At 54.0% G+C, this 21,384-nt stretch carries 22 protein-coding genes and 1 pseudogene; 4 read left to right on the top strand and 19 right to left on the bottom strand.

What is annotated here, in order from left to right:
• Window positions 1-226: 226 nt before the first annotated feature.
• Window positions 227-1,465, top strand: a complete 1,239-nt coding sequence (locus OGV50_RS05070) for an IS110 family RNA-guided transposase (RefSeq protein ID WP_003030308.1) — start codon at window positions 227-229, stop codon at window positions 1,463-1,465.
• A gap of 28 nt (window positions 1,466-1,493) precedes the next feature.
• On the opposite strand, the pseudogene OGV50_RS05075 reads toward OGV50_RS05070, so the two are convergent.
• The 10 genes and pseudogenes from OGV50_RS05075 to pmbA all read right to left on the bottom strand — a co-directional run.
• A pseudogene (locus tag OGV50_RS05075) lies at window positions 1,494-1,805 on the bottom strand (HTH domain-containing protein); the annotation flags it as partial.
• Between the two features lie 22 nt (window positions 1,806-1,827).
• Window positions 1,828-2,568: a 2-dehydro-3-deoxy-phosphogluconate aldolase gene (gene dagF, locus OGV50_RS05080; RefSeq protein ID WP_047459393.1), complete on the bottom strand. Its 741-nt coding sequence runs from the start codon at window positions 2,566-2,568 to the stop codon at window positions 1,828-1,830.
• Window positions 2,565-3,683, bottom strand: a complete 1,119-nt coding sequence (locus OGV50_RS05085; RefSeq protein ID WP_134769834.1) for a DgaE family pyridoxal phosphate-dependent ammonia lyase — start codon at window positions 3,681-3,683, stop codon at window positions 2,565-2,567. Before OGV50_RS05085 ends, dagF begins: the two co-directional genes overlap by 4 nt.
• A complete protein-coding gene (locus tag OGV50_RS05090; RefSeq protein WP_047459397.1) occupies window positions 3,667-4,800 on the bottom strand; it encodes an amidohydrolase/deacetylase family metallohydrolase in 1,134 nt (377 codons plus the stop codon). The genes OGV50_RS05085 and OGV50_RS05090 overlap by 17 nt, the downstream gene beginning before the upstream one ends.
• 58 nt (window positions 4,801-4,858) lie before the next feature.
• On the bottom strand, window positions 4,859-5,503 hold the full coding sequence (locus tag OGV50_RS05095; RefSeq protein WP_012134365.1) for a DUF4310 family protein: 645 nt from the start codon (window positions 5,501-5,503) through the stop codon (window positions 4,859-4,861).
• 14 nt (window positions 5,504-5,517) lie between these two features.
• Complete coding sequence (locus tag OGV50_RS05100) at window positions 5,518-6,294, bottom strand: DUF4311 domain-containing protein (protein ID WP_012134366.1); 777 nt, start codon at window positions 6,292-6,294, stop codon at window positions 5,518-5,520.
• 22 nt (window positions 6,295-6,316) lie between these two features.
• The gene (locus OGV50_RS05105) at window positions 6,317-6,616 is read right to left on the bottom strand and encodes a DUF4312 family protein (protein WP_012134367.1); all 300 of its coding nucleotides are present in this window, start codon (window positions 6,614-6,616) and stop codon (window positions 6,317-6,319) included.
• A gap of 2 nt (window positions 6,617-6,618) precedes the next feature.
• Window positions 6,619-6,981, bottom strand: a complete 363-nt coding sequence (locus OGV50_RS05110) for an SFCGS family glycine-rich protein (RefSeq protein WP_012134368.1) — start codon at window positions 6,979-6,981, stop codon at window positions 6,619-6,621.
• Between the two features lie 10 nt (window positions 6,982-6,991).
• A complete protein-coding gene (locus tag OGV50_RS05115; protein WP_012134369.1) occupies window positions 6,992-7,312 on the bottom strand; it encodes a glycine dehydrogenase in 321 nt (106 codons plus the stop codon).
• Window positions 7,313-7,705: 393 nt separating this feature from the next.
• Complete coding sequence (gene pmbA / locus OGV50_RS05120; protein ID WP_286488368.1) at window positions 7,706-9,058, bottom strand: metalloprotease PmbA; 1,353 nt, start codon at window positions 9,056-9,058, stop codon at window positions 7,706-7,708.
• A gap of 95 nt (window positions 9,059-9,153) precedes the next feature.
• Here pmbA and yjgA point away from each other — a divergent pair, with 95 nt between their 5' ends.
• Complete coding sequence (gene yjgA / locus OGV50_RS05125) at window positions 9,154-9,705, top strand: ribosome biogenesis factor YjgA (RefSeq protein WP_012134373.1); 552 nt, start codon at window positions 9,154-9,156, stop codon at window positions 9,703-9,705.
• Window positions 9,706-9,914: 209 nt separating this feature from the next.
• On the opposite strand, the gene mpl is transcribed toward yjgA, so the two are convergent.
• A complete protein-coding gene (gene mpl, locus OGV50_RS05130; protein ID WP_024130777.1) occupies window positions 9,915-11,288 on the bottom strand; it encodes a UDP-N-acetylmuramate:L-alanyl-gamma-D-glutamyl-meso-diaminopimelate ligase in 1,374 nt (457 codons plus the stop codon).
• A 175-nt stretch (window positions 11,289-11,463) separates the two neighbouring features.
• On the opposite strand from mpl, the gene fbp reads away from it, so the two are divergent.
• Window positions 11,464-12,462 (top strand): class 1 fructose-bisphosphatase, encoded by a 999-nt coding sequence (fbp, locus tag OGV50_RS05135; RefSeq protein ID WP_024130778.1) that lies wholly within the window; start codon window positions 11,464-11,466, stop codon window positions 12,460-12,462.
• A gap of 105 nt (window positions 12,463-12,567) precedes the next feature.
• Here the strand turns inward: fbp and OGV50_RS05140 are convergent, their stop codons facing one another.
• From OGV50_RS05140 to ytfQ, 5 genes are all read right to left on the bottom strand, one after another.
• Window positions 12,568-13,680 (bottom strand): methyl-accepting chemotaxis protein, encoded by a 1,113-nt coding sequence (locus OGV50_RS05140; RefSeq protein ID WP_012134377.1) that lies wholly within the window; start codon window positions 13,678-13,680, stop codon window positions 12,568-12,570.
• An 81-nt stretch (window positions 13,681-13,761) separates the two neighbouring features.
• Entirely contained in the window at window positions 13,762-14,763 is a 1,002-nt protein-coding gene (gene yjfF, locus OGV50_RS05145) for a galactofuranose ABC transporter, permease protein YjfF (RefSeq protein ID WP_024130779.1), read from the bottom strand.
• A complete protein-coding gene (ytfT, locus tag OGV50_RS05150; protein WP_024130780.1) occupies window positions 14,750-15,772 on the bottom strand; it encodes a galactofuranose ABC transporter, ATP-binding protein YtfT in 1,023 nt (340 codons plus the stop codon). Before ytfT ends, yjfF begins: the two co-directional genes overlap by 14 nt.
• Before the next feature lie 13 nt (window positions 15,773-15,785).
• Window positions 15,786-17,288, bottom strand: coding sequence for a galactofuranose ABC transporter, ATP-binding protein YtfR (ytfR, locus tag OGV50_RS05155; protein ID WP_200091248.1), 1,503 nt, complete (start codon window positions 17,286-17,288; stop codon window positions 15,786-15,788).
• Between the two features lie 122 nt (window positions 17,289-17,410).
• A complete protein-coding gene (gene ytfQ / locus OGV50_RS05160; protein WP_012134381.1) occupies window positions 17,411-18,367 on the bottom strand; it encodes a galactofuranose ABC transporter substrate-binding protein YtfQ in 957 nt (318 codons plus the stop codon).
• 310 nt (window positions 18,368-18,677) lie between these two features.
• Here ytfQ and ppa point away from each other — a divergent pair, with 310 nt between their 5' ends.
• On the top strand, window positions 18,678-19,208 hold the full coding sequence (ppa, locus tag OGV50_RS05165; RefSeq protein ID WP_012134382.1) for an inorganic diphosphatase: 531 nt from the start codon (window positions 18,678-18,680) through the stop codon (window positions 19,206-19,208).
• 208 nt (window positions 19,209-19,416) lie between these two features.
• Here the strand turns inward: ppa and OGV50_RS05170 are convergent, their stop codons facing one another.
• The 3 genes from OGV50_RS05170 to OGV50_RS05180 all read right to left on the bottom strand — a co-directional run bounded on the left by OGV50_RS05170 (window position 19,417) and on the right by OGV50_RS05180 (window position 21,383).
• The gene (locus OGV50_RS05170; RefSeq protein ID WP_181899698.1) at window positions 19,417-19,689 is read right to left on the bottom strand and encodes a colicin immunity domain-containing protein; all 273 of its coding nucleotides are present in this window, start codon (window positions 19,687-19,689) and stop codon (window positions 19,417-19,419) included.
• Window positions 19,690-19,699: 10 nt separating this feature from the next.
• Entirely contained in the window at window positions 19,700-20,782 is a 1,083-nt protein-coding gene (gene tssD, locus OGV50_RS05175; RefSeq protein ID WP_200091246.1) for a type VI secretion system tube protein TssD, read from the bottom strand.
• A 256-nt stretch (window positions 20,783-21,038) separates the two neighbouring features.
• On the bottom strand, window positions 21,039-21,383 hold the full coding sequence (locus OGV50_RS05180) for a gamma-glutamylcyclotransferase family protein (protein ID WP_286488369.1): 345 nt from the start codon (window positions 21,381-21,383) through the stop codon (window positions 21,039-21,041).
• Window position 21,384: the final 1 nt, after the last annotated feature.

Consider the following 21,384-nt stretch of genomic DNA (forward strand, 5'->3'; position numbering starts at 1 on the left):
ATATAGTCATTCGCACCCTGAGAATTACACTTTAAGTGATTCAGGGTATGCGCTTACTGGTTACGAATATTGAGCGAGAATCACGTGATGATCGCCGCTTTTCTTTCGAGCCAGTGGGTGCTCCACGTTCGCTAACGAATACTCAGGGCATGCAGATAAACTGCTGGCTATATTTCTTTCGAAGAGCGTGGAATGCATACCAATCCCCGATAAAAAGGAGTTGGTGATGACTGCGACTAATCAATTTGCTGCGCACGTTGGTCTGGACTGGGCAGATAAAAAGCACGATGTCTGTGTTCAGTTTAAAAACGGTGAACGCACATTCCATGTGATTGAACATACGCCGGAAGCACTTGATGTCTGGCTTACCGAGTTACACCAGAAGGTAAAAGGCAGGATCGCTATCGCCGTTGAGCTGAAGAAAGGTCCCGTGGTGTATGCTCTTCAGAAATATCCATTTATCACCGTTTTCCCCGTCCACGCTTTGTCCCTGGCTCGTTACCGGCAGGCCTTCTCGCCCAGCGGCGCTAAAGATGACCCGCAGGATGCCGAGCTGGCATTAGAGTTAATGCTGCGTTATCCCCAAAAGATAAAAGCCATTGAACCCGACAATGCGGATATCCGGTTACTCCAGCAACTGGTTGAGCAGCGCCGTCAGCTGGTTGAAGATAAACGCCGTTTTGTGAACCGGATAATCAACACACTTAAACAGTATTATCCTCAGCCACTGGAGTGGTTCTCACATCGGGGTAGCTTACTATTGTGTGAGCTGATTATCCGGTGGCCCAGTCTGCAACAACTGAAACGAGCGAGGCGCGACACGATCCGCAACTTTCTGAATGCCAAAGGTGGCCGCGCAATGGCTCTTACCGAGCAACGTGTTGCGAGTATTGATAACGCGATCCCATTGACTACAGACCCGAGCGTTATAGAGGCTAATGCTTTGATGGCAACAGCACTGGCGACACAAATTAAAGTCGTGAGTGAAATCATCAAAACCTATGACGAACGAATCGAAGCGTTGTTTGACACATTGCCAGATGCGGAGCTGTTCAAATCACTTCCGGGCATGGGGCCGTGTATGGGCCCACGAATGCTTGCTGCACTTGGTGATAACCGTGACCGGTTTAACAGCGCTGAAGAAATTCAAAACTACGCAGGTATTGCACCGGTGACAGAACGAAGTGGCCAGAAATCCTGGGTTCACTGGCGATGGCAGTGTGCCAAGTTCGTCAGGCAAACCTTTGTTGAATGGGCTGCCAAGACGGTTAATTCATCATACTGGGCCAGACTGTATTATCAGGGCCTCAGAGAGAAGGGCAAATCTCATCAGTCTGCGATCCGGGCACTGGCGTTCAAATGGATAAGGATCATTTACCGCTGCTGGAAGGCCAGAACCCAGTACGATGAAGCAAAATATTTGCTGGCTCTCGAAGCGCGCCACTCGCCCTTACTGAAGCCATAAAAAGCTTGTCGAATGTCTCAGGGCGTGAAGCGGACGTCAGGAAACGAACCACCAGATAGTGCACCCGTTCCTGGCTGGTTCGCGGGATGCGCAGCGTACTCGGCTGCTGCTCCCGCAGGGTTTGATAGCGGGCCTGATCGTCAATTCGGAGCTGATAACCGTTGCCCCGGCTCAGAACAAACTGCGCGCCATACTGCGTCAGCAACGCATTCAACGCAGTAATATCCGCCCGCACGGTGCGCGTGGAAACCGACAACCGCTGCGCCAGCTCATCCTGCGGCAGCGTCTCGTTTTGCAACATATCAAACAGCTGTGCCAAACGTTGGTTGGGGAATCGCACGTCACTTACCTCACTCTTGCTATTAACCTACGCACGTCCGGGTAATGGCCAACAGCTGGCGCACATCGTCTGGACGGGTGTTGCCACTCACCTTATCAATAATCGAACTATAAATGTGAGGAATGATTTTGCTGACGCCAGCATCAAGCGCAATCTGCAAAATCTCGCCAAAGTTTTCCAGATCGATACCGCCAGTCGGCTCCAGCCAGAAGTCGTGACGGGCGCAGGCTTCCGCTACCGCTTTGTACTCATCACGGCATTTCAGGCCGCCCATCGGGAAGTATTTAATCGAGCTGCCGCCCATGTCTTTCAGCAGGGCAATCGCCGTCTCAACGGGAACAATGCCGTCCGGCGTTTTGCTGCTCAGCGGGCCGGTAGAAATTTTCACTCTGCCCGGCGTCCCCGTCGGGGAGACCAGACCGTTAACGACCGTTTCACTCTGCCCCAACAGCGCGCGGCTGGTCGCCACGCCGGTAAAGACCTGATTAACGTGCTGCGGCTGCACCTGACGAGAGATTTCGCTCACCATCGCCGACTGGTTCGGATCGCCAGCCCCCAGGCCAACGGAGAGGGCATTGTCGATAAGCGCCGCATATTCGCGCATATCCGCCACCGCGCTGTCGACATCCGGGTAATTTTTGGAGAGCACGCCGACCAGCACATGGCCTTCCGCCGCCGCATAAATCTCACGGGCGTTCTCTTTGGAACCCGCCAGAACGTTCAGACAAACGCGGTCACGGTAAAAGTTAGGGGTCAGTTTCATGCTTTTTTCTCCTGATTAATCACGTCGCGAATACGGCGTGCCACAATCTCCAGTTGCGCCTGATTTACGCTGCGGACATCCGCCTCAATAATGCCTTCGTTAGCTTTGTAGCCACGGAAATAGATGGCGTACTCACCCTGTTTGAGGGCTTCCACCAGATCGCCGGTGGCAATGCCGGTCACGGCCTCATCGAATTTAATTTCCGTTCGCGCGATATCGCGTCCGGCGCTGTCCCACACCACGCGGGCGCTCACGCCATTAAGCGCATTCAGCGCACCAATAAACGGCGTCATTTTTTCGACCATCTCCGCACCGCTCTCTTTCTGCGCGTTCAGGTAGAGTTCGATGGCGCAGGTCAGCCCGAGGATGCCCTCTTTACCGACTTTCATGGCGCGGCCAATGCCCGCCGTCTGGCGTTTCACCCACTCGACGTACTGAGTTTTACCGATCACCAGACCGCTGGTCGGCCCTTCAATCGCTTTCGCGCCGCTGTAGATCACCAGATCCGCGCCGACGCGGTAGTAACACTGCAAATCCTCTTCTGCCGCCGCATCCACAATCAACGGTAAATTGTGCGTGCGCGCGACTACCGCCGCCTGCTCTACGCTGAGCATGCTTTTCTGCACGCAGTGGTGAGATTTGATATAGAGGATCGCCGCCGTGCGCGGGGTGATCGCCGCCGCAAGCTGCGCTGCGGAACATTCGTTGGCATAACCGGCTTCGACCAGCTTACCGCCGCCCAGCGCCACCATCGTGCCAACCGGCGCGCCAAAGTTAACGTTGTGCCCTTTCGGCAATACAATTTCGTTATTCTCGATCGGGGTAACATGCAGGTTTTCCAGCAGCCAGTCGCTGTCCTGAACCAGTACCGCCGCTACCGACTGGGCAATCCCCGCCGAGGCGCAGGAGACGACCGTCGCCCCTTCTACATCCAGCAGTTTTGCAATGTACTCCCCGGTTTTATTGACCAGATCTTTCATCTCAAAGTACTGGTTCATGCCATCCATTGCCGCCTGCACCACTTCCGGGCGCGGGGTGGAAACACCGAGCGCGGTCATGCGCCCTGATGTATTAATCACTTGTTTCAGATTGTATTTTTCATAAATCGAAGTCACGTTCAGCACTCCCTTGTTCGGTTACATAGCCCTTACCCGCACGGATGGCGGCAAGCGGCACCAGCAATTTTTCAGCCTGTAAGCTGTCGTTTTCAGCGTCCACCAGCACGGTTGGCTGACGCCTGAGCGTAAAGAGAGTCAAGTCGGCGTCCAGACCTGGCTCAAGGCGGCCCTTGCTTTTCAGGTTCAGGCCATCAGCGGCATTTGCCGTCACACAGTCGATGACCTGTGGCAGCGTCATGCCGATGGCGAGGAATTTCGACATCACGTTGGCAAGCGAATAAACCGGGCCATTGATGCGGTTACGACAGTAAATATCCGAGCTGATGGTGTGCGGTAAAATACCTAAGCTAATCGCGCGCTGCGCGACCGCAAAGCTCAGGCTGGCAGTGCCGTGACCAACGTCCAGGCGCACGCCGCGCTGTAGCGCCCGGGTGATTGACGCGCGCAGCTCGCCGCCCGGCGTCAGAATGCGATTAGGTTTGCCGTTATAGCAGTGAGTGATGATATCGCCCGCCGTCAGACGCTCAGCGATCTCATCCAGATCCGGCGGGTTGTTGCCGATGTGTACCATCAACGGCAGATCGCCGTTCTCTTTCTGCATCGCTTTGGCGCATTCCAGCGGCGTAATGCCGTTCTCACCCACCACGCTGCTGCTCATTCGCGCCTTCAGGCCCACAATGAAATTCGGATGGCGTTTCACCGCCTGTTTCACGGCGTCCGCATCGACATTGGCCATATTCGCCAGTTCGTTTTGTGCGATCAGTCCTACGCGGGAGATATTCAGCAACGCATAAACTTCAGTGGCTGCTTCACGGGTCAGCGTGTAGAAATCATCAATGTCGTCTGCACCGGTACTGCCCGCATCAACAACGGTGGTAACGCCTGTCGCAATACCGACGCTGTCCGGCTCATCGTGATAAATCGGGGATTTCGGATAGCAGTGGACGTGGGAATCAATCCACCCTGCGCTAACGTAATACTCGCCGCGCAGATCGACGGTTTTCGCCGCCGGTTGCTGGATATTGCCCAACGCGGCAATTTTGCCGTCCTTCAGGGCGATATCGCTCACCGTATCGTCAACCAGACGCGCACGGCGCAGGAGTAAATCATACATCGCTCTCTCCTTTGCCGGATGGCGGCGTAACCGCCTTATCCGGCCTACAAATCAACAGTTAGCTAATGGCAATCGGGAAGATCGAACCTAAAATCATGGCGCCGAGGATCGCGCCGCCGGTGATCGGCTTCTGCCAGAGATAGAACAGCAACGCCCCCAGCAAAGAACCCACGCCGATTGGAATCGAGGCGGTCATCGCGCTGAGGATGATCAGCGGCCCCAGGAAGCGGCCTGACGCATTACCCGCCCCCATCATCACGTCCGCCCCGTAGGTGGAGTCGCTCTGATTGATGGTGAACTTACGCGCCAGAATGATGACGTAGCCAATTGCCAGACCAATCACCAGACCGGTGATTAACGAGGCGACAAAGTTAGCGACCGGGAAAACGATCCCTGCGCCCAGCAGCAGCGCCGGAACCCCAAGACCGACGCCGGTCTGGATCGCCCCGCCGATGTCCAGAATCCCCACCAGCGACCCTTCGATAATGCGGGCAAACAGGAAGCTTGCGCCAAACGCGGCCACCGCACCGTAAACGCCGGTGTCCATCCCCGCTTTCAGCATTGCCACAAAGGCCACTTCGTTAAACGCGCCGATACCGTACAGGTAGTACATATGCGTCCCGGCAAAAACGCCGGATGAGAGCAGGCCTACAAAGATCGGGAACGACCAGTCGGCATACCAAAAACCTTTATTCTGTTCCATTATGATGGCCTCCGTTATTTGCCGCTGAGCGAGCCGTGGATCAGTTCGAGCCAGTTCGGCACGGTCATATTGAAGGATTCGATCATCTTCATATCGAAGCCGCGGAAGAAGCCGCTCAGGACAAACAGCGCCACAATGGCGACCATCATCACTTTGGTGACGTGGTTCCAGCCGCTCTCTTCAACGCCTTTGCCGATCAGAATACCCAGCACCAGACCCGGAACGGCGTTACCCATGATCAGTTGCGCCGCGCCGCCAAACACGGTGGCCCAGAAGCCTGATTTTTTCCCGGCGTCGATCGCCGCCAGCCAGAAGATAACCGGCATCACGGTATTCACCAGCAGGTTAGCCGCAGGCACCAATACCTTAACGGCGGTGACCTGCAACGCTTCCGGTACGGAAGAGGCGGTAAGGTTGAGGAAGGTCACGACAATCATGCCGATGATGCCGCAGGCAATCGCCATTTTCTTCGGATCGTGCAGCGTCTCGCCGACATTGCGATTTTTGATCATCAACGCTGCCGCGCCCCAGTTCGGGATGATGCGGTGATCGACATCCTGCGTGAACGAACCCGCCGCAACGGATGAGGCCCAGGCGTTGAAGAAGAAGCCCAGACCGAAGGAGAAGTGAGAAGCCGGGTCCCCTTCACAGGAGTTCAGTTCCCCCAATGTACGAAACGCGCCCATACCCTGTGTAGTCGGCGCATGAAACATGCGTGCAGCCCCGGCGCCCACACCGACGCCGACCAGGCCACCAATGATGAGCGATTTTATTAATATTATCAGGAACATATTTATGCCTTTTAATAAAGAATCAGCGTTGCGCGACGAAGTCCACCTTGTCGAGATTGATGGCAGTCACGTTGACGGTCACTTCCAGCTCCACGCTGTAGGTGCGTCTTTCCCGGCGCAAAAAGACAAATAAAAACGCTTCTTTGCGCACCGTTTCACGCGCTTGAACAACCTGCACATCCTGTGGCTCAATACGCAATAAAATATGCGGCGATGCTTTCATCACCGCGCCCTGAACGTGGTTCAGGGCATCGGCAAAGGCGCGCGCTTTAGCTTCGCCTTTACCGGTGACTCTCACCGTAGTGGTGAATTGTTCTTTCATACTTAAGCGCCGTATTTCTTCTGCCACGCCTGAACCAGACGCTCGCCAAGTTCTTCTTTATCCATAAAGCCGAATCCCAGCACGTTGCAGCCTTCGTTGATAGCCGTGACGCCTTCATCCACAGAGCGCATCCCGTATTTGGCTTTGTAGCCATACTTGTTTTGCGCCGTGATGGCGCCCGCGCCGCCGCTACCGCAAAAAGAGATGCCAAAGGTGGCGTTTTCCGCTTTCATCACGTCGCCCAGCTTCATATCCGCCGCCACGCCCGGCACCACCACCGCACGACCACCGGCTTTTTCCACACCTGCCGCCACTTTCTGGCCCTTACCCAGACGATCGCCAATTACGACTGTAATCTGTTCCATTTTTTGCTCCTTAAAGGTTGTCTTTCGCGACTTCGAAATGTACTGACAGCAGCCAGGCTTCTTCCTCTGGAAGGTTGCCAAACGCCGCCACGATGTCGCGGGCAAGTGCCATTGATTCGGCTGAAATTTCATCAAATAAACTGGCATCCACTTCCGGCAAAGGCTCGCCGGTCACTGACCGGTGCGCCATGGCGCGAACATGAGACGTCAGCATTTGTTCCTGTACGGCGTTGGGAATGATGTGATGTTCGCTGAGTAAGGCATACACCTGCGCCAGCATGCGATCGGCCAGTTCACCGATCTCCGTCACCTGCTCCCCCATGTCGTTCATTACTGCTCCGTTATTCACTCGTCTTACCCCGTTAATGGCTCTGGGTTAAAACTAACGGCAGGGGTTAAAAGTTTGTAGCGAGTTGTTTTCCACTTCGAAGTGGAAAGGCGAGTGGCGACAGTGATCTGTTCCACAGAAAAGGGGGATTTGGCGATTTATCGCTGAAAAACTGTGACATACGTCGCAAGGAAAGGCGGAAAAATCGATGAGAAAAAGCACATTCGCGCGATCGCCGAATGTGAAAAAGTGTGACGGGAATAGGGATTACTTATGGCCCAGGGGAAATGCCGGATGACGACGCTATGCGTCTTATCCGGCCTACATCGCTAATTCAAGTTACAGGGCAAGAACGACAAAGACGCGCTCGTCCTGCAACCTGAAAACAAACGAGTGCTACTGCCCGGCGATTTTCATCTCCGGTAACAGCACGGAACCACACTGTATATTGCTACGCGTTTCAATATCGTTACCCACAGTGACGATATTGCGCCACATCTCTTTTAAATTCCCGGCGATGGTGATCTCGCTGACCGGATACTGGATCTCGCCGTTCTCAACCCAGAAACCGGCCGCGCCACGGGAGTAGTCGCCAGTAATGCCGCTCACTCCCTGGCCCATGAGTTCAGTAACGACCAGACCGGTGCCCATCTCTTTGAGCAGTTGTTCAAAGCTCAGCCCCTGCCCGGCAATGCGCCAGTTATGGATGCCGCCCGCGTGCCCGGTGCTTTTCAGCCCCAGTTTGCGCGCGGAATAGTTGGTCAGCAGCCACTGGGTCAGCACGCCGTCTTTCACAATGTCGCGACGCTCTGTGCGCACACCTTCGCTGTCGAACGGCGAAGAGGCCAGCCCTTTCAGCAGATGCGGGTGTTCTTCGATGGTCAGCCATTCCGGCAGAATCTGTTTACCCAGCGAGTCGAGCAGGAAGGTCGATTTACGGTATACCGAGCCGCCCGCAATCGCGCCGACCAGGTGACCAAACAACCCGGTCGCCACTTCATTCGCGAAAATCACCGGCGCTTTCATGGTCGAGAGTTTGAGCGGTGCCAGGCGAGATAACGTACGGCGCGCGCACTCCGCGCCCACCCATTCCGGCGTTTGCAGATCGCCTAACGCGCGGCCAATGGTGTAGGCGTAATCACGCTCCATGTCGCCCTTTTCTTCGGCGATGACACAGCTTGAGAGCGAATGGCGCGTGGAGCAGTACCCCTGCAACATGCCGTGGCTGTTGCCGAACACTTTGATGCCGTAATGGCTGTTAAAGCTGCCGCCTTCGGTGTTGGTGATACGTTTATCCGCCTGTAACGACGCCTGTTCCGCGCGAGCAGCCAGATCAATGGCCTCATCCGGGGTCACTTCCGCCGGGTGGAACAGGTCGAGATCCGGCGCCTCAAAGGCCAGCAGATCTTTATCAGCCACGCCCGCGCACGGGTCCGGCGAGGTATAGCGAGCAATATCCAGCGCCGCCTGTACGGTACGGGCAATCGCCTGCGGGCTTAAATCAGTGGATGACGCGCTGCCTTTACGGTTCTGGTGATAAACGGTGATCCCCAGCGCGCCGTCACTATTAAATTCTACGTTCTCCACTTCACCATAACGGGTGCTGACGCTGATGCCGGTGGTCTTGCTGACAGAGACTTCCGCGCCGTCTGATTTGCCTGAGGCGAGCTCCAGGGCTGTCGAGACCGCTTCTTCCAGAATCTTACGCTGCGCTTCAACTTGTGAGATTACTTTCATCGCAAATGCCATACTGTAGAGAGAGTTTCTCTGAAGTCTAACAGAGAACCGTTTTTCAGTGCGCATCTTAACTGGTAACATTAGCCTCTTTTTTTAAGGAGCCTGACATGACAAAGCAGCCCGAAGACTGGCTCGACGACGTTCCCGGTGATGACATCGAAGACGAAGACGATGAAATTATCTGGGTCAGCAAAAGTGAAATTAAACGCGATGCCGAGGAGTTAAAACGCCTGGGCGCGGAAATTGTGGATCTGGGGAAAAACGCGCTGGATAAGATCCCGCTTGATGCGGATCTGCGCGCCGCCATTGAGCTGGCCCAGCGTATTAAGATGGAAGGCCGACGCCGTCAGTTGCAGCTGATCGGTAAGATGCTGCGTCAACGCGACGTTGAACCTATTCGTCAGGCGCTGGATAAGCTGAAAAACCGCCACAACCAGCAGGTGGTGCTGTTCCATAAGCTTGAGCAACTGCGCGATCGCCTGATCGTTGAAGGTGATGATGCGGTGGAAGAAGTGCTGAGCCTGTGGCCGAATGCCGACCGTCAGCAGCTTCGCTCGCTGATCCGCAACGCGAAGAAAGAGAAAGAAGGCAATAAGCCGCCGAAGTCGGCGCGGCAGATCTTCCAGTATCTGCGTGAGCTGGCGGAAAACGAAGAGTAATGCGTACGTAAGTTAAGTGTGCCGGATGGCGACGCAATGTGTCCTATCCGGCCTACAGCCTGGTGCATTTGGTATTGCCGGATGGCGACGCAAAACGTCTTATCCGGCCTACAGCCTGGTGCATTGGTATTTGCCGGATGGCGACGCAATGCGTCTTATCCGGCCTACAGATTGTAGGCCCGGTAAGCGCAGCGCCACCGGGCATATGATTACTCCGCCGCCTCCGCCTTTTTCGCCAGGCCATCCAACAGTTTTTGATGGATGCCGCCGAACCCGCCGTTGCTCATCACCAGAATATGATCGCCAGGCTGCGCGGTTTTCACCACCATGTCGGCCAGCGCGTCCACATCTCCGCTCCAGTGCGCAGGCTGAACACAGGCATCCGCGACTTCCGCCACCTGCCACGGAATATGCTGCGGTTGCAACAAGAACACTTCATCCGCACGCCCTAACGACGGAGCCAGATCGTCTTTGCAAAGACCCATCTTCATGGTGTTGGAGCGCGGTTCCAGCACCGCAAGAATACGTGCCGTACCGCCCACTTTACTGCGCAACGCCGCAAGCGTCGCCAGAATCGCCGTCGGGTGGTGAGCGAAATCGTCATACACCGTCACACCGTTGGCTTCACCGCGCAGCTCCAGACGACGACGGGCGTTGATGAACGATCCCAACGCGTTAGCCGCATCCGCAGGCATTACGCCAACATGACGAGCGGCGGCAATCGCCATCAGCCCGTTATTCATATTGTGTTCACCGACCAGCGACCACTTCACTTCACCGGCTTTTTCACCGTCCAGCCACACTTCCCAAACGGATGCATCCGCGTTCAGTTTCTTCGCCTGCCAGTGCCCCTGCTCGCCCACCAGCTCCTGCTCGCTCCAGCAGCCCATCGCGATCGTCTGCTTCAGGTTGATGTCGTGTTCCGGGAAAATAATACGCCCTTGCCCCGGCACGATGCGCACCAGGTGGTGGAACTGCTTCTGAATCGCTTTCAGATCGTCAAAGATGTCCGCATGGTCGAACTCAAGGTTGTTGAGGATCAGCGTGCGCGGGCAGTAATGCACAAACTTGGAACGCTTATCGAAGAACGCGCAGTCGTACTCATCCGCCTCAATGACGAAGAAGTGACTTTCACCCAGACGGGCAGAAACGTCGAAATTGCCCGGAACGCCGCCAATCACGAAGCCCGGCTGATAACCGCAGGCTTCCAGAATCCAGGTCGCCATGCCTGCCGTGGTGGTTTTACCGTGCGTACCGGCTACGGCCAGCACCCAGCGATCGCGCAGAACAAAGTCATGCAGCCACTGCGGGCCGGACATATACGGAATGTTCTTTTCCAGCACCGCTTCAACACACGGATTTCCACGGGTCATGGCATTGCCGATGATCACCAGGTCTGGCTGTGGGTCGAGCTGGCTGGCGTCGTAACCCTGAATTAAATCAATGCCCTGCTTCTCAAGCAGGGTGCTCATCGGCGGATACACATTGGCGTCCGAACCCGTTACTTCATGACCGAGCGAGCGCGCCAGCATCGCCAGACCGCCCATGAAAGTGCCACAAATTCCCAAAATATGAATGCGCATACGTCACTACCCTTTTTTAATCTGGGGGCCATTTTACGCACATGTCAGGCAAGTGAGAAACGCATTTCAGGATATTCCGTACTTTGCTGGCGCGATTCACCTGAGCGCGGCCGCTGAAATATTTGTTAAGATTGTTACGGTCGCTTTACTCCATATCAATTGCAGGGAAAGTGTTATGAAAACGTTAGGTGAATTTATTGTCGAAAAGCAGCACGAGTTCTCTCATGCTACCGGTGAGCTCACTGCTTTGTTGTCGGCAATAAAGCTGGGCGCCAAGATCATCCACCGCGATATCAACAAAGCCGGTCTGGTCGATATCCTGGGTGCCAGCGGTGCTGAGAACGTGCAGGGCGAGGTTCAGCAGAAACTCGACCTGTTCGCGAACGAAAAACTGAAAGCTGCACTGAAGGCGCGCGATATTGTGGCGGGCATCGCTTCTGAAGAAGAAGATGAAATTGTCGTCTTTGAAGGCTGCGAACACGCGAAATACGTGGTGCTGATGGACCCACTGGATGGCTCGTCCAACATCGATGTTAACGTCTCTGTCGGTACTATTTTCTCTATCTACCGCCGCGTAACGCCTGTCGGTACGCCGGTGACGGAAGAAGATTTCCTGCAACCGGGCAACAAGCAGGTGGCTGCGGGTTATGTGGTCTACGGCTCTTCAACCATGCTGGTTTACACCACCGGCTGCGGCGTACACGCCTTCACCTACGATCCGTCGCTGGGCGTTTTCTGCCTGTGCCAGGAGCGTATGCGCTTCCCGGAGAAGGGTAACACCTACTCCATTAACGAAGGCAACTACATCAAATTCCCGAATGGCGTGAAGAAGTACATTAAGTTCTGCCAGGAAGAGGACAAGTCCACGAATCGCCCGTACACCTCGCGCTATATTGGCTCCCTGGTGGCGGATTTCCACCGCAACCTGCTGAAAGGCGGGATCTACCTCTACCCGAGCACCGCCAGCCACCCGGAAGGGAAACTGCGTCTGCTGTACGAATGCAACCCGATGGCCTTCCTGGCTGAGCAGGCGGGCGGCAAAGCGAGCGACGGTAAAGAGCGCATTCTGGATATTACGCCGGAAAGCCTGCACCAGCGCCGTCCGTTCTTCGTCGGCACCGATCATATGGTGGAAGACGTAGAACGCTTCATCCGCGAGTTCCCGGACGCATAATTATCATTAATCGCACGGATGTAGGCCGGATAAAACGCGCAGCGTTGCCATCCGGCAATTATTTATTGCCTGATGACGGCTTCGCCTTATCCGGCCTACGTTCGGTTACGCTGCCTGTAGCTTAAATACGGCCATCGCCTCCAGCAGCGCATGGGACTGTTCTTCCAGCGAACGGGTGGCTGCGGAAGATTGCTGTACCAGCGCCGCGTTCTGCTGTGCGGTTTCATCCATCTGACTGACCGCGATATTCACCTGCTCAATGCCCCGGCTCTGTTCCTGAGAAGCACTGGCAATCTCACGCATCAGTTTGGTCATGCGCATCACTTCTGTCGCAATCTCATCCATCGTTTCACCGGCCTGCATCGCCAGATCGCTGCCCTCTCCGACATGCGTTTGCGAGTCGCTGATGAGCGCGCGGATCTCTTTCGCGGCATCGGCGCTGCGGCTGGCGAGATTACGCACCTCACCGGCAACCACCGCAAAACCGCGCCCCTGTTCACCAGCGCGCGCCGCTTCAACGGAGGCATTCAGCGCCAGAATATTGGTCTGGAAAGCGATGCCGTCAATTACGCCGAGAATATCGGCGATACGGTCAGAACTGCCGGAAATATCACGCATTTTCTCAATGACATAACACACCATCTCGCTGCCGCGATCGGCGGTGTCCGAGACTGATTTCGCCAGTTGGTGCGCCTGATCGGCATTTTCAGCGTTCAGTTTCACCGTCGCAGTCAGCTCTTCCATGCTGGCGGCTGTCTGTTCCAGCGAGGTGGCCGTAGACTCCGTGCGTTGCGCCAGATGCAGGTTGCCCGCCGTCAGTTCACGGCTGCCGGTATCAATTTGCGTGCTGGCGTCACGAACGCGTACCACGGATTCACTCAGCGCCGCACGCATCTCTTCAAGGGCGGTATTCAGACGGTTAAATTCAGAACTGGCAAAATGGCTTACCGTCGGCGATAAATCCCCTGTCGCCAGACGCTCCAGTTGCTCAACAACATTATCAAGAGGTTTCAGGAGCTTATTACGCAACATCAGCCATACCAGCGCCAGCAGGCCGATGGCGGCCAGCGTCGCCCCCGTCATCACCCCATAATAGACCCAGGAAGTGATAATACGGGTGGAGGCGTAGAGCCCCATACCGCCCGTCAGCAACAGGAGCAGGGTAAGTAAAGACAGTAAAACCAGTAAACTTGTACGAATAGAGAGGGATTTTGGCATCGTTATCTTTCCGGTTGTAGGGATATAGAATCTATCGACTACAACCGGAAAAAGTTTATACGTTTCAGGAAATTCAATATGTTACTTCGGTGTTGCGGCTGTGTTGACACGCGTAACCGGAGAACTCTGGCGATTCTCCCACAGCACCGTCAGACCACGCTGCAATGCAATAAAAATAAACAACAAAATCCCGATAGCGATCTTCGTCCACCAGGAACTCAGCGTGCCATCGAAGTTAATATAGGTCTGGATCAGCCCCTGGATCGCCACGCCGAACAGCGTACCTAACACCGTCCCCACGCCTCCGCTCAGCAACGTACCGCCAATCACCACCGATGCGATGGCATCCAGCTCAACGCCAACGCCCGCCAGCGCATAACCGGCCTGGGTATAAATGGAGAAAACAATACCCGCCAGCGTCGCAAGCCCGGTGGAGAGCATATAAATACGGATGGTGGTGCTGCGCGTCGAAATCCCCATCAGGTTCGCCGACGCCGCATTTCCGCCAATGGCGTAAACCTGATTACCAAACCGCGTACGGTGCGCGAGGAAAATGCCGATCACCACCACCGCCAGCATCAGCAGCCCCATTGCGCTCAGACGCCCGCCGCCGGGGATTTTCCATGCCAGGCTGGAGAGCGTATCGTAAATCGGGTGGTTAATCGGAATCGACTCCTCAGACACCAGGTAGCTGACGCCACGCAGAAAAAACATCCCCGCCAGCGTAATGATAAACGCCGGAATCTTCAACGCATCAATCAGCAGCCCCATAAATGCCCCGAACGCACAGCCCATCGCCAGTACCAGCGGGAAGGCCAGCAGCGGCGAGATTCCCCAGTAGCCAATGGCCTTCGCCAGAAAAACGCCGGTAAACGCGATCACCGATCCCACGGACAGATCGATGCCGCCGGAGAGGATCACGAAGGTCATGCCGACCGCGATAATCCCGAGGAAAGCGTTATCGGTCAGGATGTTGCAGATAACCCGGGTTGAGGCGAAACCGGGGAACTGCGTCAGGCAATAGAGGTAGCCCAGCACAAAAACCCCGAGGGTGATCATCAACGGTAAGTTACGTTTTATCACGACCACGCACTCCTTTTATCAGACTGATAAAGCGCTGCGACTGCACAATCAGCACGCATAACACCACGATGGCTTTGACGACCTGGTTCATCTCCGGCGGAAAGCCTGACAGCAGGATGCCGGTATTCATCCCCTGGATAATCAATGCGCCCACGACCGACAGCAGCAGGTTAAAGCGCCCGCCCATCAGCGAGCCGCCGCCAATAACCACGGCCAGAATGGCGTCCAGTTCCAGCCAGAGTCCGGCGTTGTTGGCGTCCGCACCGCGAATATCCGCCGTGATGATGATGCCCGCAATCGCCGCGCACAGGCCGCTCAGAACATAGGTGAGCATGACGATAATGCGGGTGTTCACCCCGGCATTTTTCGCCGCCCGAATGTTGATTCCCACCGCTTCAATGAACATCCCCAGCGCCGTTTTACGGGTCAGCAGCCAGAACACCACCAGGGTAAGCAGCGCGATAATCACAGGCGTCGGAAACAGCAGCAGCGAACCGCTGCCGAACCACGATAAGTTGGGTGAGTTAAAGGTGACGATCTGCCCGGAGGTGATGAGTTGCGCCACGCCACGTCCGGCCACCATCAGAATGAGCGTGGCGACAAACGGCTGAATTTTAAGGATCGCCACCAGAATACCATTCCACAAGCCCGCCAGTACGCCTGTTCCCAGCGCCGCGAGCAGCACCACCGGTAAGCTGTGCCCGGCCACCGTCATGGCGGCAGTGGTCGCCCCGGCAATCGCCATTACCGCCCCGACGGAGAGATCGATACCGCCAGTGGCGATCACCAGCGTCATCCCAATCGCCAGCAGCGCAACGGGAGCCGCGCGGTTAAGAATGTCAATCGGGCTGCCGAACAGGCGACCATCCTGCAAAATCACCTGCCAGAAATGCGGCGCCACCAGGCTGTCCACCAACAGCACCAGCAGCAACGCCACGATCTGCGGCATACCTGTCGGCCAGCGAAAACGTCGCTTCGGCGGTGTGGTTTGCGGGAGAGACTGAGGCATCACACTATTCTCCTTACGCCGCAATGGCGTTCATGATCGCCGGAACGGACAGTTCCGCCAGCGGGATCTCCGCCACCTGTTTACGATCGCGCATGATGATCACCCGATCGGCATAGCCCACCAGTTCCTCCAGTTCAGAGGAGATGACCAGCAGCGCCAGCCCGTCCGCACACAGCGTTTCAATCAGGCGGATGATCTCCGCATGCGCCCCAACGTCGATGCCGCGTGTCGGTTCATCCAGGATCAGGAACTGCGGTTTGGTCAGCAACCAGCGCGACAGCAACACTTTTTGCTGATTGCCGCCGGAGAGAAATTCAATCGGCTGTTCCGCACTGGGGGTACGAATGCCCAACTGGCGGATAAAACGCTCGGCAATCTCCTGCTGTTCTCTGCGGGAAATCGGCCGCAGCCAGCCTCGCTGCGCCTGTAGCGCCAGAATGATATTTTCCCGTACCGATGCGGCGGCAATAATGCCGTCCGTTTTCCTGTCTTCCGGGCAAAAGCCGATCCCAAGGCATGAAGCCTGATGCGGCGATCGCAGGATTTGCGGCTTACCTTTGATCGTCGCACTGCCGCTGTCGGCCGGTTTAATGCCAAAGATCACCTCTGCGGTTTCGGTACGCCCCGATCCCAACAGCCCTGCCAGACCGACGATCTCGCCGGGGCGGACTTCCAGGCTGAACGGCGAGATGGTGCCTTTCCTGCCGTAATCTTTAAAGGCAGCCACCGGTTTATCGCTCAGCAAGGTGCGCCCCGCCCGCTGTAGCGCATGGGTCTCCAGTTCGCGCCCCAGCATCATTTTCACCAGTTCGATCTGTGGAAGCTCACGGGTTTCGCGGCAGCCGACAAAGCTGCCGTTGCGTAACACGGTGATCCGATCGCTCACCTGATAAACCTGATCGAGAAAGTGCGTAACAAAGATCAGGCTGACGCCGCGATCGCGCAGATGGCGCATCAGGCCAAACAGCATCTCAACTTCCTGGGTGTCGAGGCTGGCGGTGGGTTCGTCGAGGATCAGGACTTTCGCGGAGAGATCGATGGCCCGGCAGATAGCGACAATCTGCTGCATTGCAACGGAAAAGCGGTTGAGCGGCTCACGCACATCCAGCGAAAAGCCGTAAGAGGCCATCAATTCTGTAGCGCGTTTCTCCATTTCTTTGCGCCGCAGCAGGCCAAAACGCCGGGGCTCACGACCGATAAACAGGTTATCCGCCACCGACATATTGGGCAGAAGGTTAACCTCCTGGTAGACGGTTCCGATCCCCAGTTGCTGGGCATGCGCGGTATTCTTCGGTGAAATCACCTGGCCTTCCAGCCAGATAGTGCCGCGATCGGCATGGTATACGCCGGTTAATGCTTTAATCAGCGTTGATTTTCCCGCCCCGTTTTCCCCGAGCAGCGCCATGATTTCGCCCCGGCGCAGGCTAAAATCGACGTTATCCAGCGCCTTAACGCCGGGAAAGAATTTACTGAGTCCCTCGGTACGGAGGATTTCCTGATTTTGGTCGATGGTCATGGCATTCCTCCGGTTCGAAAGCGCGGCCTTTCCGTAGGCCCGATAAGCGCAGCGCCATCAGGCAATAAATGCCGGATGGCGGCGTAACGCCTTATCCGGCCTACAGAAGACCGACAGCAAAATCAGTAGCCCATGTTTTTCTTCTTCTCTAACTCTTCTTTTGCGGTGTCAGGCAGGTACAGCGTCGATTTGGTGATGGTCAGCTTCTCAGGCATCGTGCCGTCTTTTTTGTATTTCTCCAGCGCATCGAAAGCGGGCCCGGCCATGTTCGGCGTCAGTTCAACGCTGGCGTTGGCTTCGCCATCAATCATCGCTTTATAGATATCCGGCACGCCGTCGATAGAGCCCGTCAGAATATCTTTGCCTGGCTTCAGGCCCGCTTCTTTAATCGCCTGGATCGCGCCGATCACCATGTCGTCGTTATGGGCGTAAACCATGCAGATGTTTTTGCCGTTGTTTTCCGCTTTGATAAAGCTCTCCATCACCTCTTTCCCTTTACTACGGGTAAAGTCGCCAGACTGAGAGCGGATGATTTTGATGTTTGGCGCTTTGGCGATGGCTTCGGCAAACCCTTTCTTACGGTCGATCGCCACGCTGGCCCCAACGGTGCCTTGCAGCTCAACAACGTTACACGGCTTGCCATCTACCTCTTTTACCAGCCAATCGCCGATCAATCTGCCTTCCAGCACGTTGTCGGCGGTGACGGTGGTCATATAGAGCGATTTGTCTTTAACATCAATGGAGCGGTCGAGCAGAAAGACCGGAATTTCCGCATCTTTGGCTTCTTTTAAGACCGGTTCCCAGCCTGTCGCGACCACTGGCGCAATAAAGATGGCGTCCACGCCCTGAGCGACAAATGAGCGTACGGCTTTAATCTGGTTTTCCTGTTTTTGCTGACCGTCGGCAATTTTCAGCGTGATGCCGCGTTTTTCGGCCTCGCTCTTCGCCACGTTGGTTTCGGCGGCGCGCCAGCCGGACTCAGAGCCGACCTGCGAAAATCCTACGGTTAAGGGGGCGGCCATTGCCATAGACGACATGGCTGCCGAAACTGCTGTGACTAAAAGTAAGCGCTTCCACATAATGATGTCCTCGTAGCCCAGGTTATTGTTGGGTGAAAAGCATTCGCGAGGAAAACTATAGACAATAGGTGATGTAACGGATTGCGTTACATCACACTTCAAAAAAGTAAATAAAAGGTTAATCACAACTTTGTAATCGCTTTCATTCGCCTATGAAAAAAGCAGCTGTTGTTATGGATTTTCCTGTCACGTAAACCGTCTGAAAATCGCAGCCGGAGGGGAAAGAAGACGAAAACAAGCGGAGACTTTCAGCGCGAGTTGGCTATAATACTCGCCACTTGTTTGCCATATATATTTAAAGGAAACAGACATGAGCTTACTCAACGTCCCTGCGGGTAAAGATCTGCCGGAAGATATCTACGTTGTTATTGAGATCCCGGCTAACGCAGATCCGATCAAATACGAAGTTGACAAAGAGAGCGGCGCACTGTTCGTTGACCGCTTCATGTCCACCGCGATGTTCTATCCGTGCAACTACGGCTACATCAACAACACCCTGTCTCTGGATGGCGATCCGGTAGACGTTCTGGTTCCGACGCCGTATCCGCTGCAACCGGGTGCTGTGATCCGTTGCCGTCCGGTTGGCGTTCTGAAAATGACCGACGAATCCGGTGAAGATGCGAAGCTGGTTGCCGTACCGCACACCAAACTGAGCAAAGAATACGATCACATCAACGACGTGAACGACCTGCCGGAACTGCTGAAAGCGCAGATCACGCACTTCTTCGAGCACTACAAAGACCTCGAAAAAGGCAAATGGGTGAAAGTTGACGGCTGGGACAACGCTGAAGCGGCTAAAGCTGAAATCGTTGCTTCCTTCGAGCGCGCAGCGAAGAAATAAGTTCGTTTTCGCTTGAGCTCAACGTAATTTTTCAAAAGCCCTCATATTTGTGAGGGCTTTTTTATGCCGGGTAAAACTGCCTAAGAGAGATTATCGACAAACCTTGTTTGCAGGAACGTCGAGTTTTTCTTTCAGTAAAATGTAATATCTTTATTTTCTGCACCAGAAAATGTTTCTGCATGTCTAAACTTGTAACCAGAAAAATAAGTCAATCGACGTCTCGCCACTGCTTGTTCAAACGAATGACTTCACTCAATAGTTCATTCTCATCCAGATCGCCATCATCCCTTAACTCAGGATCAGCGCAATAAGTATCTAAAGCTGTAAATACACGATCGATATACAATTGCGTTTTTTCATCAACTTTGATGATATCACTGGAGTCCCTGTAGCTTCTCCAGGCATCCATATATTCAATCTCAAATGCTAATGCTGATAAGTCTCCAGAAAGGAATTTATCTATTAACCTGAGTAAATTCATAACATCCCCCTTAGAACACATTCTCTAACGCCAGTAAATCATGCCGTTGTCTTTCAGACAGCTTCCAACCTGAGATAAAATTTCCATCAAAATCTGTCATTACATTAAGATTAGTTGATGGATTAAAATAGTGACAGACATCAGAATCCCATCGATACTTCCCCTTTATTTTAATAGTATCAACCATATCCATATGTTTCCTCACCGCATTTTCAAACGACACCAGATTTTGCTTATTAGTTGTACCAGAAATGCCAAAGTCTATAGCATGTTTAAATTTTTTCTGTAACTGCTTTGTAGAAAATTTAAAATCATTAAATCTTACAGCGGTCCTGGTTTCAATTCGCCTCGATTCCTCAAGTGCTCGAACCTCTGATTCTAACCCCACCCTCCCCAACCCATACACTGCGGCAATTGAGGCTGCCGTTATGGCAACACCGACTGTTTTCTCGTTAAGAATCTGATCGTAACCCTCAACAGCATCGCCACCCAGTTTCTCAGCGGTGTCCCTGAATCCCCCGACATTACCATTATAAATCCCCCCGGCCGCCAGCAGTCGCCCTACGCCAGCGCTGTTAAGGGTATGGGTATGAGTCTGGGCTTTCGGCGTTGGAACAAACAGCTTATTGTATTCCGCTGGTAGGGCAAGATAACTACACTCGGTATTGCTTATCAGATGTTTACTGAGAATATAATCATAATCAACAAATATTGTTTCTGTATCTATCTCGTCTTTTATAATGCGAAGCTGAATCCTTGATATTGAAGCGCCTCTGAGCTGAATATAATAATACTTCTCCCATTGACCATATCTATTTATGCGGTAAAACCAAAACGCCAGAAACAGGTTTTCATTGTTATTAATCGCATTAGCTAACAGCGGTGAACTTTTATCTATTTGCTTGCTGAATGTTAAGTTCTGTAGATTCGCACCTTTACCTGTATTCGTTACCCCCGAACTCAAAGAAAATACAAATATTTCATTCACATGATTTCGTTGCCAACGATTACCGACTGAATCAGTTGTGCCACATCCATCAGAAATATCACCTTGTTGCTCACCAATGAGTTTAAGATAAACAATATCACTCATCCATTACTATCCTTACCTGGATAATTATTTGGTAGAACAAGAATGCGACTGAAATAAAATTATTTCCGCTAGCGGGATCATATTACGCTATAATAATACAAAATAATATTTTAAGAAGAATAATAATTCACACTAATTAGTGTTTCATTTAATAAGCATTTTGCGTGATGAACAAAAAGATGAGTACGTCCTGATAATCCAGGACGACAGTTGGCACCACATAAAACAACGCCACCCGAAGGTGGCGTGTTTTTTATCAGCACTGGTCTCTGTCTAACCAGTTACCGCTTTCAATCAGCGTTAACCCTTCGACCGGACGTTGGTACACATACATCCATGCGCTTCCGTACGGTGTCTGGATTAACTGGCGTACATATTCGCCGCCCCTGGTGCGCAAGGCATCAAGTTCGGCCAGCGTGGCGTTATCAATACGATAAACTTCACCGTGTACCGATCCGTTTCCCGGAACTGCGCCTGGATAGTGGCCCAGGCTATACAACTGGTAGTTATCGATACTGTAATCGCCCAGCAACTGGGCGTTGGTCATCCAGTGGCTGTTGCCCTGTTTGCGTCGTAAACTGCCGTAAACAAATATTCGCATT

It is taken from the genome of Citrobacter sp. CK180 (assembly GCF_030333655.1).
Taxonomy (GTDB): domain Bacteria; phylum Pseudomonadota; class Gammaproteobacteria; order Enterobacterales; family Enterobacteriaceae; genus Citrobacter_B; species Citrobacter_B koseri.